The sequence below is a fragment of the Methanolobus psychrotolerans genome, assembly GCF_002243045.1.
GTDB lineage: Archaea > Halobacteriota > Methanosarcinia > Methanosarcinales > Methanosarcinaceae > Methanolobus > Methanolobus psychrotolerans.
Window position 1 is genome coordinate 1 of sequence record NZ_MBKP01000056.1, and the last position, 14626, is coordinate 14626.

Annotated in this window: 12 protein-coding genes and 1 pseudogene; 7 read left to right on the top strand and 6 right to left on the bottom strand. The window is 43.3% G+C overall.

Annotated features, from left to right (window positions below; all coding sequences use genetic code 11):
• The coding region (locus BB781_RS15855; RefSeq protein ID WP_207205293.1) for a hypothetical protein at positions 1-231 on the top strand (231 nt) is incomplete at its 5' end.
• A 14-nt stretch (positions 232-245) separates the two neighbouring features.
• Here the strand turns inward: BB781_RS15855 and BB781_RS13775 are convergent.
• The 5 genes from BB781_RS13775 to BB781_RS13795 all read right to left on the bottom strand — a co-directional run bounded on the left by BB781_RS13775 (position 246) and on the right by BB781_RS13795 (position 5938).
• Positions 246-431, bottom strand: a complete 186-nt coding sequence (locus BB781_RS13775) for a transcriptional regulator FilR1 domain-containing protein (RefSeq protein ID WP_094229054.1) — start codon at positions 429-431, stop codon at positions 246-248.
• The gene (locus BB781_RS13780; protein WP_129582727.1) at positions 407-841 is read right to left on the bottom strand and encodes a hypothetical protein; all 435 of its coding nucleotides are present in this window, start codon (positions 839-841) and stop codon (positions 407-409) included. The genes BB781_RS13775 and BB781_RS13780 overlap by 25 nt, the downstream gene beginning before the upstream one ends.
• A 12-nt stretch (positions 842-853) precedes the next feature.
• Entirely contained in the window at positions 854-1249 is a 396-nt protein-coding gene (locus tag BB781_RS13785) for a class I SAM-dependent methyltransferase (RefSeq protein ID WP_094229056.1), read from the bottom strand.
• 37 nt (positions 1250-1286) lie between these two features.
• Complete coding sequence (locus tag BB781_RS13790; protein WP_094229057.1) at positions 1287-2015, bottom strand: hypothetical protein; 729 nt, start codon at positions 2013-2015, stop codon at positions 1287-1289.
• Between the two features lie 86 nt (positions 2016-2101).
• Positions 2102-5938 carry a CbiX/SirB N-terminal domain-containing protein gene (locus tag BB781_RS13795; protein ID WP_164997896.1) on the bottom strand — a complete coding sequence of 1279 codons (3837 nt, stop codon included), beginning with the start codon at positions 5936-5938 and terminating at the stop codon, positions 2102-2104.
• A 1240-nt stretch (positions 5939-7178) separates the two neighbouring features.
• Here BB781_RS13795 and BB781_RS16230 point away from each other — a divergent pair.
• The gene (locus BB781_RS16230) at positions 7179-7352 is read left to right on the top strand and encodes a DUF2149 domain-containing protein (protein WP_394335343.1); all 174 of its coding nucleotides are present in this window, start codon (positions 7179-7181) and stop codon (positions 7350-7352) included.
• Between the two features lie 14 nt (positions 7353-7366).
• Here BB781_RS16230 and BB781_RS13805 read toward each other — a convergent pair whose 3' ends face one another.
• On the bottom strand, positions 7367-7759 hold the full coding sequence (locus BB781_RS13805; RefSeq protein WP_094229060.1) for an iron dependent repressor, metal binding and dimerization domain protein: 393 nt from the start codon (positions 7757-7759) through the stop codon (positions 7367-7369).
• Positions 7760-8355: 596 nt separating this feature from the next.
• Here BB781_RS13805 and BB781_RS13810 point away from each other — a divergent pair.
• From BB781_RS13810 to BB781_RS13825, 5 genes and pseudogenes are all read left to right on the top strand, one after another.
• Positions 8356-8799, top strand: a complete 444-nt coding sequence (locus BB781_RS13810) for a flavodoxin (RefSeq protein ID WP_094229061.1) — start codon at positions 8356-8358, stop codon at positions 8797-8799.
• A gap of 44 nt (positions 8800-8843) precedes the next feature.
• The gene (locus BB781_RS13815) at positions 8844-9257 is read left to right on the top strand and encodes a DUF2023 family protein (RefSeq protein WP_207205294.1); all 414 of its coding nucleotides are present in this window, start codon (positions 8844-8846) and stop codon (positions 9255-9257) included.
• A gap of 15 nt (positions 9258-9272) precedes the next feature.
• A pseudogene (locus BB781_RS15450) lies at positions 9273-9394 on the top strand (IS1 family transposase); the annotation flags it as partial.
• A 325-nt stretch (positions 9395-9719) separates the two neighbouring features.
• Positions 9720-10526, top strand: a complete 807-nt coding sequence (locus BB781_RS13820) for a class I SAM-dependent methyltransferase (protein ID WP_094229062.1) — start codon at positions 9720-9722, stop codon at positions 10524-10526.
• A 402-nt stretch (positions 10527-10928) separates the two neighbouring features.
• Positions 10929-14626, top strand: a 3698-nt coding sequence (locus BB781_RS13825; RefSeq protein WP_129582728.1) for a LamG-like jellyroll fold domain-containing protein, incomplete at its 3' end; no start/stop codon positions are given.

Sequence of the window (14626 nt, forward strand, 5' to 3'; positions counted from 1 at the left end):
GCAAAAACGTTTGCGGCGGATATTCAGGCGCCTCTGGATGAACAGGAGACGGAAGGTATCACGATGCTGTTCGATATGTTCTGGGCGGCGGCGGAGAAGGAAGTTACTGAAAAAGTATGGGAACAATATAAAAAGATAACAAACCCGGAGTCAGATGAATATATCCTGAATGATGAAGACTATACGGGCTTACTCACATATACAATGTTTACGGGCGAGGTATCTAAGTAGTTACAGGAAAAATATCAATAACGTCCGGACATTTTAAAGTAGTGTTCAAAAACGCTTCTGCACCAGGCTATGAACTTAGCCTGGTTTCCTATTAGAACATTGTCCCTGTCGATCTTACCATCGAGCCCCGGCAATGCCAGCATGCCGAACCGGTCACTTACGTTGATAACTATCTTTACCTTATCCGGACCTTCTGCCATTCCCCGACAACATCATAATGAAGAATAAAGGACGCATTCCGGAAGGCCGGTATCATGCTTATAATACGCCATTTGATACCCCACCGCTGTTTCTCATAATCCATATAATAAAACGTTTCCTGATGTTTGATATTAGAAACCCGGCGCTCTGCGTCCGTGGCATTATCCATACCCCAGCGGAATTTAGCCTTGACGTACTTGACCGTATCATGACGATGGGATTGCCTGCTCATCCACTTACTCACAACGTCAAAATGGATTTCCGAATTGGGGAAATACCGGGACAGATTTATGATAACGGCCTTTACCTGATCTTCCGGAAAATACATCAGTACGCCTTCAAAAACGAAAATAAAGCTTCCATGTGGATGGTTGATTGCCAGCATGTCCAACCACTCCGTATCCATCATGGAAGCACTTATTTATGTCTGATTCGGCTCCGCCGGTAAAAGCCTTTCTCTCAACCTGATAACTTTAGACAGATTCAGTTCATAGAATACGGCCCTTTTTCTGTTTGGAAGCCTCTGGTAGCGTGTATCCAGACCGCAGCCCACCAGAACAACCACCGGCTGCGGACGAGTTTCGATAAAATTCATCACTGTATTATCAAAGTGACGCACTCTTATTGCTGCCCCTATTCTGCTGAATTTACCTTCACTGAACCTGAAAAAATCATAATCGATACACATGACAAACTCAACGGCTTTTGGATCCCTGATAATGGCCTCCGGGTGTTTTGTCTCTTCAGAACGAATGAGCAAAGTGATAAACAACGTCTCTGCGACATCGTTTGAAATTTTGGGTCTGATCCGGTACATTTCACACACCTTTCGATTATTGTATTCGAATGTGAAATTAGTTTCTGTGCCTGAATTTCAAAAATGCAAGCAACACGATCAACCCCAAAAACAATGTCACTACAATTCCAGAAAATGAAACAAACACGGAAGTTCTTTCCTGTGTATTATCCTGATTTCCATCGGCAGGATCTCCATCAGAAGAATAGTATGTGCTATCTGCAGTGCTCTCAAATTTATTAGTATTCTCCTCACTGAAAACATTGACGTTGTCATCTGCAGAAGATCCGGTTGATGAATAAGCAGTTAAACCTCCACTACTACCTCCAGAGCCACCTGAAGAAGAGCTGCTACTTTCAGAATCTGAAACCTCCTGTGCGGAAGAAGCAGATACTGCAATATCAAGGGAAAAAGTGTCACCCGAACTTAAACTGCCGATGTCGTCTGCAGATATGTGTGCTTCTACTCCGTCCACGTAGAATTTGAGGTCATCATAGTCCTCAGGTTCACATGTAACAACCAGTTTTGTTTCCGGCCAATCACCATATACTCCGTCCGGACCGGTAGTTGTTATCCCCACAACCTCACCGTCAAGTTCGGCTGTAATCTCCGTTCCAGAGGAGGCTGCTTCATCCCCAATACTGACACTGCCTTCAAGGATCAATGGAAGAGAAGGCACATTATTGGAATCCGCACATGCAGGAATCACAATTCCTGCAAGTATCAAAACAAGCAGAACAAGATATTTTGTTTTGTAAAAACTATTTATTCCCAACTGTAAAAGCATTGTTACACCTTAACCACAATAATCTAAAGAAGATGGGGGAATACCCATCTTCGGTTCATACCAATCCTTTCTCCGTCATCCTTCCGTCAGAACCCGTACAGTGTTGTCTCCTGAGTCACAAAGACCCAGTAACCATTATAAGGCAACATCTCAAAGACATCCGTACCCACGTGGCTGCCGGACACGATTCCGGTTTCCCCGTTATGTCCCACGTATCCGTAAGACCTGTCCGCGGGGTTATACGGACCCTTGATCAATGAATAGGAATCATCCATTGACTGGAGAGTCATCTCTGCGGACAGGGGATCCTTTGTGTCACTGTACCCAATGGCATTCCACCCTTTATGGACGGTCATTGATGCCGGTACTGCCGGTACTTTAGGCTCAAGCATGTCTTTCGTGAGATATTGGACAGATGCTTCCGGATTCTTGATCCAGTATGCCTTAAGCGGATCCAGGTCTGTGAAATCAACACCTCCTACTTCCCACATGCCTGATGCTGTATTGTAATAAACTATCGCATCATAGTTAACATCCGCAAGGACATCATCAATGTTGCTGTTGTGCAGTTCGGTTGGCATCGAGATGAAGTTCCAGCCAGAATTGATAGCAAGTCCTCCGGGAAGCACAATGCTTGCTTCGAACAGCTCATCAGAGGGACTGTACGCCATTCTTTCCTGCATGATGGATTTAAGCAACTGGAAAGCCTGCTTTTCCTCCTTGCTTGCAGCGCCGAGTAAGGCTTTTGTTCTGAGTTCGTACATGTTCTCCGGGAACACTTCATCTTTCACGCTCACGGTTGCTGAGTTATCCGTAGACTTCTGTACAAAGGTGTAGACGTAATTCTCCGGCCTTATATAGGTAATATTTGTCCCGTCCGGTACGTCCACCGTATAATCCTCATGGAGATTGCCCAGTATGTACAGGAACAGCTCCTCATGACCGTCGGAAGGATGTGCACTGGTTATGCTTATGTCCCCCCTTAAGGGAACATCGCTCCAGACCTGTTTGTGTGAGAATGCTTCGAGGGATGATCTGTAGGCAGTTATTCCGCACAGGCATGTTTCGATGTCTTCTGTTGACAACGCCAGCAGATCGCCATCATCATAGATCGATATCTCAGGATACGGAAGTTCACGTGCAGCCATGACTTCCATCCAGTCCCCTACACAGGTGTGCGGTGTCAGAGTTCTCTCACCTGCTTCAGGATACTCATAATCAAGTCCCTTCAGCAATGAAGGGATCTTTGTGTTTGTATAATACCCCTCGCATATGAACACCGGGATAACTATCGGATGTGATGTCTCGGAAACCTCGCTTACCACATTGCTGAGCTCGTATTCCTCAGAAGATGCGTCAACATTGATAAATCCGTATCTCACATCCCCAATGTCTATACCCGTGCTGTGCCGCAGAATCAGTTTAGTTTTACCGGCAAGTGAGCATGCACTCTTGTTCCAGCCTTCGAACTGCTCGTCGGTCGTACCATGGAAAACAATGACAACAGTTTCGCCTTCTGCGTCATCTGTCAGTTTGGCTGCCCTGTCAGCGATGATCTCCGCAATAAAAGAATGGTCGTCCATTGCATCACACATAACTATTTTCGCGTCCGTGTCAACCCTTTCAAAGTCCTCGTCCGGCACATCGTCACTAAGCCCGAGGATATATCTTATCTCCTCAATATGACCACTGCTTGAAGACACAAAGAGAGGAACTGCCACTATACCTGTTACTCCCTGTCCCTCGAGTTTTTCAACAGCATCAGGAATTGATTCGTTGTCAACCATTTCCAGGAACCCGATCTCCACAGGATAAACCAGGTCTGCATCGGCCACGGCATCCCTGACTGCATTGCACCAGCTTTCACTTGTACTGCCGTGGGCCACCACCAGGATTCCCACATTATCAGTATCCTCTATTGAATGGATCTCTTCTTCTTCAGTGGAAGTAGTAACTTCATAGGAATTCACTGAAAATCCATGTGCATCGCCTATAATCACATGTTTGGTATCATTGTCTTCCGTGGGCATGATATCAAGAGTAAGAGAAGCAACTATCCCGCCTTCGTCAATATCCTTGCTGCCTACAAATCCTACATATTCCCCTTCCTTGCTATAGACGTTCGCACCGCTGCCGCCATGGAACGAGACGTAGACAAGTCCGCTATCAGGGTCAACATCAACGCCGGTGGGCATAAGCAGGTCCTCTTCATAGCCTTCTGTTTCGGACATTACATGGGCCGTGGACTCGGAATAACGGGTATAGCCGTCCGGGAGTTCCGGAGCTTCGAATTCCCCTATCCAGCTTCCGTCCTCAGGATCAAGCATTGCAACACGCCAGTATACCGCATCAACAACGTAAAGCACATCTCCGTCAGGATGTAATGCCAGACTGCAAGGCATGGAGAACTCATTCTCTCCGGCAGGGTCCTGTGATAGATCACGTCCGGGTTCGGAATCGATATAGATTCCTGCAGACCAGACTTCCTCAAAGTTCCAGTTCTCATCATACTCTAGTTTGCTGACCATACCACTGCCACCATTAAACCATCCTGACGGGGCGCTGTCAGTGATATATACGTAATTCTTCCCGTTTTCGGAGCATGTTAATACGGACGTAGGCATCACTATGTCCCTTGAGCCGTCAGTGATAACCTCCCCGGTGGCAGGGTCCTGTGTCAGCGAAGTGCTGTAACATGCAAGATTATACAACTCGTTACCCTGCATATCCAGTACATGGATGCCTGATGATGTCAGGCCGCTAAAGCCAAACGTCATCTGAGTGTACCAGATGTGATTTGCATCATCGATTGAAACGGATGTACCTCCTGTGTTCTCCAGTTCTACCAGTTCTTCCATTTCCGTACCATCAATGTTGACGGTCCATATGGAAGCGGAACTGCCGTCAAACGTCAGGGGAAGCATGTAGACCTTGCCGTCATCGTCATGTTCCAGGCCCCACATACAATAGAGTTCCGTCTGCTCCGGGAAAGAGAAAAACCTGTCTCCTTCGGCATCATAGACTAATATTTGCCCTGAGCGGGAATATGCGCCCGATGAAGTTGCCAGATAGATATCTCCATGTTCATCCACATCAATACCATTTACCACCATGCCGGCTTCAAGAACCGCAGTTGTGTCAGCCACCTGTGTGTATCCGGGAACAGGGTCAAGCAAAGATATATCATATCTGATGATACCGTTGATCCCTCCGGTGTAACTGCTCACGCTCACATATAGTTCGGTGCCCACCGTATCTATGTCCCCTGGAATCGTATTCTGCGGTAGTTCCAGTTCAATATCGCTTGCCGTCATGTCTGAATTGTAGACTATTATCTTTTGTTCTCCTGAGTAGGATTCAGCGACAAAGACATAGGAACCTGCAACTGCAATTCCTGAGGGTGCGATAAAACCAGAGTTATCTGCTTCTGCCAGAAGCATGCCGGTTGTATCATATTTCTGTATACTGTATGGCAATGATTCATCATGGTGCGATGGTCCGCCGATAACATAGATTTTCCCATTGCCATCAATAGCTACCTTCAGAGGTCCTATTGTTTCCCCGCTGGCGGGGACCATGCCCTGCACACCGGCAGAAGTTCCGGTATCATCCAGTGCCCACAAGGATGTTACCTCCGGATTACCGGCAATGTAAAGATGTTCACCGTCGGTTGTTATTCCCATCGGAGATTCTATCTCACCTGCGAGAGTCTCCCCCTGAGTTCCGAAACGGGATATGAAATTACCATCCATATCGAACACGCTTATACGGCTTGTACCACTATCAGTTACAACGATCATGTCGTTGATCACGACAACATCGGCCGGTGTCAGATGTTGCCCGCTGCCTAAAGCATCCGGCACAAGTTTGTTCTCAAAACTTGAACTGATTTGCGTGCTGGCAGCTGCGGGTAAACTTGTCATCAATACCACCATAAAGACCATCAACATAGTTTTAATGGCCTTTGAAATTGCTTTTTTCTTATTTTTCATACCTAATCACATCCTTTTAGGATGTCTTGATTATGTTCATTAGGCATATGAATAGGATATCCTAAAATTATTAGCTTACTTGGGAAAAACTAAAAATCCACAAATTTGAAATTATACATTTCGAAAACTGCTATTGTAAAAATGAAATAAGATCTAACATCAAACCATGAGGCCTGTTATTATTTTTTATTAAGTGCTTACGGATACCACGTATCAGGTCGTTTAATCTCTATTTTATTTTTTTAAAAGCCGAATGGATTAGATTCTAGTAGAAATACTAAAATTGTTAGGAGTTTTTATTAATATGCCTAATATTAATCATTATGCCTATTATATTTCAGAATAACTATTGATTGTCATTAGTCAATATGATATTAGTTACTTCAATTTAATTGCAGTACAAATTCGAAAACATAAAGTGATAGGTATGAGAAATAAACACAGAACACCAGCATTTTACAGTGCATTTGTAGTATTGTTACTGATACTAGGTCTGCCCTTTGCATCAGCAGGTGAGGACACACTTATAGCAAAAACACATAGTGATTCTTTCGGAGACTTTGACCTTTCAGATATTCCGGACGGAGACTACAACATAACGGCTATAAAGCTACTTGGAAGTCCCATGAATATGTGGATCAAAGGCAGTGCTGCCATAAACATATCAGACGGACAGAGCAGTATCACAGATATTTTAATTCAAATGTCCTCAGATAATGCAGAAGATTCTGAAGCCATTAATGCAACTATTTCCAGTGCTATCCTGTCTTCACTTGATGGAAACTGTAGCGTAACAGGGAAAACAGTGGCACAATCGCCATTCGGGACAATGGACATCAGTGATGCTACAATAGGATTATTTAAACTGCAAACAGGTGGTGAACCGCAAAACGAAGATAATGAAGACGATTCACCTAATAACTCACCCGGAACAGGACTCAACATTACCGGCGAGCCGAAGATAGCATTCATAGTGGTCGGTGATGAATTTGTGTACATGTTCCGTAACGCTTCCGAAAAGCTCGAACTGAGCGAAAAAGGAGCAAACGTTTCAGTCTACGGTTATTCCAGGCAGGGGACTGTAAATGTATCCTACAGCACCTTGCCCGATGACCTTGTCCTGGGAGACTTTGATGTGATAGTCCTGGGATCTATGACAGCTATGTCCTTCATGGCGGAAAGTGTCCAACCACAAATCGAGAAAATAGTAAACGAGACAAAAAGGGAAGATGCTATCGTCATAGACGTAGGAGGGCAGGGCGAAGCGCTTGGTACCGCCTACAAGCTGGCTGACGGAAGGGTTGTTTATGTCCCCGAGAACGAAGGCAATTCCACAGGGCTTTGAAACTCAAAAAAATATCAGGGTCTTCGTCTCCCTGAATTGACGAACTTTTTCATTTTTTCTATGGTTATGTCGTGAAGTTCGTGCTCCAGCACAGACGCATCTTTCTCTGCAATCTTTTCGGGGACCTTCATGATATCCATAAGAAGCATCTTCAGATGATCATGACGATTTTCCGCTATCTGCGCAACATTGTTGCCCTTTTGAGTGAGATTTATACTACCGTATTTCACATAAATGACATAACCTTCCTTATCGAGCTTTTTCACCATTTCTGTTACACTTGGGGCTTTCACATTAAGGAAGCCTGCTATATCCCTTATACGGGCATATCCGTTCTCTGATTCGATTTTCATAATAGCTTTTAAGTAATTCTCTGACTTTCTCGATAGCATGGTCCACCCAACCATTTTACTATTTTTGATATGAGCAAATAATTATGACAATTAACATCGCCATCCTTCAGGATAGAATTATGTATCTAGATCTGATTTTGATCTATTCTATCAGATAATGGTTGCACTTTTGATGATGTGAATTCCCAATAGTTGCTGCTATTAAATATAGGTAACCCTATACCATTCCTATTACTGCAGTTATTCGATATATTTTTTGGAATCAGTATATGGAAAATACCGAGGGATTCATGCTCCTTTTAAGAGATGTTCAGCTTAACCGGAAAAATGGTTATAGTTTGCTGCATTCGATTATGTAGTTATATTGCATATACGAAACTTTATATATTATGCGTTATTTAGTAGGACTTACTACTAAAAGTAGTAGTTACTAATCGAGTCGGATCAAACAAAAACCGGAGCAACTATCAAAGTTCTGAGTCAAAAATGGAGTCAGTATCATGGAATGGAAACTATCAAGAAGGACACACCAGCGTTTCAGACATTTCAGATTATGGCGTGATGTGAATACTTCAAGACAATCCGACAAAGAAGACTGATTTAAAGCAAAATGATCGCACGGGAAATGAATACCGGACAGGAGATTAATTATGAAAAAGACAATAATCATATACGGAACAACTACGGGGAATACATTGATAGTGGCAGAGGAAATTGAAAGCATGTTCAACGAACAAAACATGGAAGTTAAGCTTGCAGAAGTAACGGATGTCCAGACTTCATATCTGCCAGACTATGACCTGATAATTCTGGGTTGTTCAACATGGGGAGAAGGAGAATTACAGGATGATTTCATTTCTTTTGAGAAGGAGATGAACAAAATAGACCTGAAAGGAAAACAAGCCGCATGTTTTGGTCCTGGAGACAGTTCCTACGTGTTTTTCTGCCAGGCAGTGGACATTCTTGAAGCAAGACTGGAAAGCAGTGGTGCAAAAATAATTATAGAGGGGCTGAAGATTGACGGAGATGTGGACAAAAACCTGGGTCAGATCAGAGATTGGACAGAGAATATTTTAAAAATAACAGAGAATTAACAGGAAATTAAAAAATTATTGTAAAATTGGCAGGTGTAATTAAAGTGAATGAGATAACAGAGGAGCATTTTATGCTGAATGCATCTTTTAATGGTAATATGCAGGTTCTAAGGCATCACCTATATGAATATCAGAAAGGTCTGAGGCATCTTATACTTCATACTGCTAGTGTTTATCTTGAGGATGAAATAATAGGCCTGCTTGAAAAAAAAGGAGTTAGCTATCTGATCCGGCAGGCTTCTGAACAAAAGATAAATGTGTTCTTTGGAGACAAAAGGTGCATAAATGTGCTCAGGGAAATTGGAAATAAAAACCTTTCGAACTACACGGAGGAAGAAGATTTCATACTGGGAATAATGCTTGGATATGATAGGTTAAAGCAATGCGACCGTTATCTTAAAAGGAAGGTAACTATTCAGCCTCAGTACTGCACTAATTCGATACCGTTGAGTTTATGAGGGGGTACGATAGTATTTGCAGTGGAAGGGTACAATAGCATATTTAGGCATTTCTGGTATGATTGAGACGAAAGTCAAAGGGTTATACAAAAAGTCTTGAAATGCTGAAGGACTATGTTCTTCTTTTGATGAAATAGAGAAATAAAGAGTTAGCTATATATAATTCACATGACCTCTTGAATTTATTGTTATACCTGTCATTTAATATCTCCTTTGGTTGAAGGGAAAGAATGCTTAAGAACATTTTAAATTCCTCACTCCGAGAAAAAGTGCCTGATAAAGTGCTGTTTTTAATACTGATGTAATAAAGTATAACTGACTAAAACAAGTCCAATTGTTATACAGAGCCACATACATTTTGCTCTGATAAAAAAGGACAGTTAGAAGTGTAACTATTATGAAGGTATAAATTCAAGATACAAAACCTCTATATTTTTATGCAGAGTTATACAATATCTCATCATGGCCTCCCACGATTACGTCCACGGTTACTCCGAAAGGGAATCTGTCCGCCTCAGCGACCAGGCAAACACACTGGAAGAACTCCTGCACAGCGATACAAAATACCCCGCAGGCAGTAAAGTGCTTGAGACCGGATGTGGTATAGGTGCACAGACAGTCATCCTTTCAAAGAACAGCCCCCAGGCACAGATAACATCCATTGATATATCAGAAGAATCCCTGAACAAAGCTAAAGAACGTGCCGCAAAAGAGGGAGTTACAAATGTGGACTTTCGTGTGGAAAGCATCTTTAACCTCCCATTTGAGAATGAGAGCTTCGACCACGTTTTCGTCTGTTTCGTGCTCGAACACCTCAAAGAACCAGTCAAAGCATTGGCAAACCTGCGCAGAGTGCTCAAAAAAGGCGGCACCATCACAGTTATCGAAGGCGACCACGGCTCATGCTTTTTCCACCCCGGAACCAAAGACGCAGTGAAAGCCTGGAACAGCCTTGTTGAAGTGCAGGCAAGGCTCGGAGGCGATTCACTGATCGGCAGGCAGGTTTATCCACTTATCAAACAGGCAGGCTTTTCCGACATTACTGTTTCTCCCCGTATGGCCTACAGTGATTCCAGCCGTCCGCACATGGAGGAAGGTTTTGTCAGAAAGACCATCATCCCAATGGTGGAAGGTATCAGGAAGGATGCAATTGAGATGGGTATTATTGAGGCAGAGATCTTTGACAGGGGAATCGAGGATCTGCACAGGACAGCGGCGGAGTACGGGACTTTTAATTATATGTTCTTTAAGGGTGTGGGGAGGAAATGACAGATTACCTGAGGGTTTAACAACTCCTGACGCTGTCCATATCCCGATAATCTCTACATGCAGGATTTAGTCCTACACAGGGATTACTTTGTGAAGTAAAGCTTGTCGTGTCTGCAATCCATATAGCCGGAAACTTTTTGGAGCCTTAAATTGGCTTCCCTTTTTTCATTGGCAGTAAGTCGCCTTGTATGAGAGTATTATTTTCTGCACATGCATCTTAAAACTATATAGATATGCAATTTTTTGAGAGCGTAACGGAATTTTTGTATATCACATAAGTTTACTTTCATCTATATATCCTAAATATTACATATTCATTAATTTTATATACTTTACTTCATTATAAATTTATAAATTTTGTATATTTTTTATTGAGTGGAATATAAATTTGAGGCACTAACAATGAACCTAAGACCATTTTCCACAATAGCAATTGTATTGATTATGATCATGTCTATTTTCAGCCCCTTGGCTGTAGCTTCCACTGTTCACGGACCTTCTTATTTAGAAGGACCATCAACACCCGGCATACCCCCTGGTATTTCAACTGAGAATTTCTCGCTGGAAGAAATTGACGGCAATTACAGTTTGTGCACAAAAAATGGTGATGGAAGTGGGAACACCAGCGTTCACGCCCTGCTGACCCTCAACGGCGAAAGCATAATCTCAATAAATGATTTTAATCAATATGAATTTTTGATCCAGGAAAGTGTTATCCCTCAAAGTGAGAACCAGCTTATAACTCAAGTATGGACCAAAAATGGTATTACTTACTGGATAGAAGATGATTCCCCTTTCATCAGTTTCGATACTCTTTCAGATGATAAAAGGTTTGAGACCGTTAATGTATCAGGCACAGTAGATGCACTGATAGAATCCGATATAACAATCGATCATAACGGAAACATTTCTTCAGTCCCCGTGGAAAACGGGCGATTCACAGCCACCCTTGATCTTGAAGCGGTCAACAACATTACGGCATCAGGGACAGATATAGTAGGAAGGGTGCATTCTGCAAATATTATGCTTGACGGGGACCTGCTGCCTGATTATGTTGAGCTTGAATTGGGTTTTGATCCTCTGAACCCTAACTCTGACTCAACACTGACTCCTGATGTAGATGAAAGCTGTAATGACATCCCAGACGGGCTGGAAACATTAAATGAGCATGATGATGGTACAGTTCCGTTGTTAGTCGATTTCGTGGCTCCGACCGCCGACAATGCATCGGTAATTTCTGAAAGCTATACACCGATCAATGTTACCGTAGAATCTTTGGTAAGTCTAAACAATACAACGGCTTTTGTAGACTGGGATAACTCGCTTCTTGGCTGGTGGAGATTTGATAGTGGGAATGGAACTTTTGTGGAGGATTATTCGACCTATCAGAGAAACGGAACCATATACAACATAAATACGGGATTGAACAATGGCTCATCCGGCTGGACAACAGAGGGTAAATTCGGTAATGCAATGATGTTTGACGGACTGGATGCCAGAGTGGACATACCGGACAACTCCGCATATGATATACCTATACAAAGTAACGGAACGATCACAATGGAAGCCTGGGTTTACCCTGTAAACCTTGCCTATGAATCCGGGATACTTTCAAAAAGAAGTAACTACAGAATGGTCATACGGTCCGGCGGGGAACTTAAATTCCAGACGTTTGGCTGGACAGGCGGTGGGGCTTCTTCAAAAGTAAAAGTAAATGAATGGTCTCACATAGCAATAACTTATGACGGAAGAACTGACCAGTTGAAATTCTATCTCAACGGAAATAACGTCAGAACTGTGAATTCATATGTACCGAATGGCGGAACAAACGGGAACAGTTTATGGATTGGCAGAGGCCATGATTATCTGGAAATGCCTACTTTTAATGGAACCATAGATGAAGCCAGGTTATGGAAGAGAATTCTAAATCCTGACGAAATTAAAGCATCTTACAATGCAGGTCTGTATCGCCTTGAAACCAATATTACATATCTTGAAGACGGTACATATACTTATACGGCCTATGCTCAGGACATTGAAGGCAATGTGAACCAGACGGAAACAAGGACTATAACAGTTGACACTTCATTTTCAGGTTCGCCTTTAATCCTTTTTGACACTCCATCTGATGATACAAAATCAAATGAAACTATTAATGTATCGGGCACTGTAAGTACTCTGATAATATCCAATATATCAATCAACCACAATGGAAACATATCTTCTGTTCCGGTTGAGAACGGGAGCTTTACTGCTACCCTTAACCTATCAGCAGTTAACAATATTACCGCTTCGGGGACGGATATGGTTGGAAGGGAATATTCTGCCACCCTTTTGCTTGACGGAGACATGCTTCCTGCTGATACTGAGCTTACAATGGGCTTTGATCCCCTTGACCCGGACTCGGACTCTACACTGACCCCTGAAGATGAAAGCGGAAATGGTATCCCAGACGGGCTGGAAACATTAAATGACCTGTTACCTGCTTTTGCAAAATATCGTATTGGCGCCGATCCTCTTAAGGAAGATACCGATGATGACAACCTGACCGACTACTTTGAACTGATGTATCTTGGTCTTATCATGGATGTCAATTCCAATGATACTGACGGTGACGGTATTTCCGATGCAGACGAGGATATTGATGAGGACGGACTTTCAAACATTGAAGAACAGGTTCTTGGTACAGACCCTCTTAAACCGGACACCGATGGCGATGGGCTGGAAGATGGTTTTGAGGTAAACACATTTGGTTCAAGCCCTCTTCTTGCAGACAGTGATGGTGACGGACTTGAGGATGACAGCGAGTTCCGCCTCGGCACCGATCCCAATAACCCGGATACCTATGGTGACGGCATTCCTGACGGATTGAGAACATTCACAACTACCGCAGAAGACAGCACTTTGAATACCAGTGTTTCTATCAAAGGTGTCGGGGACCTGGCACAGAATGTGAGTATCGCTCGGGAGAACTCCTCATACTATACAAATATTTCATCCATGGTTTCTCCACTGGTCGATATCAGTGTAAACGACTCGTTCAACTTCGCCGAGATCAGTATAGAGTATGATCCTGCAAAAGTGGCTAACGCTTCTAACCTGTCGTTATGCTATTTCAACGAGACCTATGGGTTGTATGTGCCGGTGCCCTCCACAGTCGACGCTGCAAATCACTCGGTAAGTGCCAATGTATCTCATTTGAGCATGTGGTGTGTTGTCGAGGTTCCTGCACTTATGGACCTGTACAGGAGAATCAATGAGTTCAACCACGAAGCTTACTACGGCACGCTCCCCAGCATACCTGAGCCCGGTGATACTCTAATAGTTCCGTACAATTCCAGTGTAATTCTAACGTTCCTTGGGTCACATACGAATTATTATAATAACGAGTTTGGGCTATGGAGTCCTACAAAGATATCTCTTGGTTACGGACATAATACTGCCATAGGCACTGAATTTAACCTTGGAAACTTCACCAGGGGTACTGAACTGATGTTTTATATCACCAACCCATATGGATATACATTTTTCAGCGGTCCTGCCAGCAGGAATCCTGATGGATTGGCTCACGCTTATATTGTGTCCATTAGCAATGACACCTGGACTGTCTACTGGGAGGACCTGTATAATGTACCGGGTAATGACTATAAAGACGTGGTATACGACGTCACCTTTGTCAGTTCAATGGCTGACTCAGACGGCGACGGTATCTTTGACTACGTGGAGACTCACGGCATAATGGATAACTTTGGCCATGTTTACTGCACCGATCCTGAGAATCCTGACACCGATGGCGATGGCCTGACCGATGGAGAGGAGACCGGAGTACTGAAAACGGAGGAGAACTCGTACATCAAGTATAGTTACAAGGTGATAAGCGATCCGACAGAAGTCGATAGTGACGGTGACGGCATTGACGACCTTACTGAAAATGAATATGGCACCGAGCCTCTGAACCCAGACACCGATGGTGACAAACTGAGTGATGGAGAAGAGTTTGGAATTGGAACCGATCCTCTATTAAAAGATACAGACGGTGACGGCTATGACGATTATGTTGAATACCACGATGCGGACCATGATCCACTTGTCTACGAAGT

Coding starts and splice junctions, on each gene's coding strand:
- BB781_RS13775 (WP_094229054.1), bottom strand. CDS start 431: ATGGCAGAAGGTCCGGATAAGGTAAAGATAGTTATCAACGTAAGTGAC.
- BB781_RS13780 (WP_129582727.1), bottom strand. CDS start 841: ATGATGGATACGGAGTGGTTGGACATGCTGGCAATCAACCATCCACAT.
- BB781_RS13785 (WP_094229056.1), bottom strand. CDS start 1,249: ATGTACCGGATCAGACCCAAAATTTCAAACGATGTCGCAGAGACGTTG.
- BB781_RS13790 (WP_094229057.1), bottom strand. CDS start 2,015: ATGCTTTTACAGTTGGGAATAAATAGTTTTTACAAAACAAAATATCTT.
- BB781_RS13795 (WP_164997896.1), bottom strand. CDS start 5,938: ATGACAAGTTTACCCGCAGCTGCCAGCACGCAAATCAGTTCAAGTTTT.
- BB781_RS16230 (WP_394335343.1), top strand. CDS start 7,179: ATGGCGGAAAGTGTCCAACCACAAATCGAGAAAATAGTAAACGAGACA.
- BB781_RS13805 (WP_094229060.1), bottom strand. CDS start 7,759: ATGGTTGGGTGGACCATGCTATCGAGAAAGTCAGAGAATTACTTAAAA.
- BB781_RS13810 (WP_094229061.1), top strand. CDS start 8,356: ATGAAAAAGACAATAATCATATACGGAACAACTACGGGGAATACATTG.
- BB781_RS13820 (WP_094229062.1), top strand. CDS start 9,720: ATGGCCTCCCACGATTACGTCCACGGTTACTCCGAAAGGGAATCTGTC.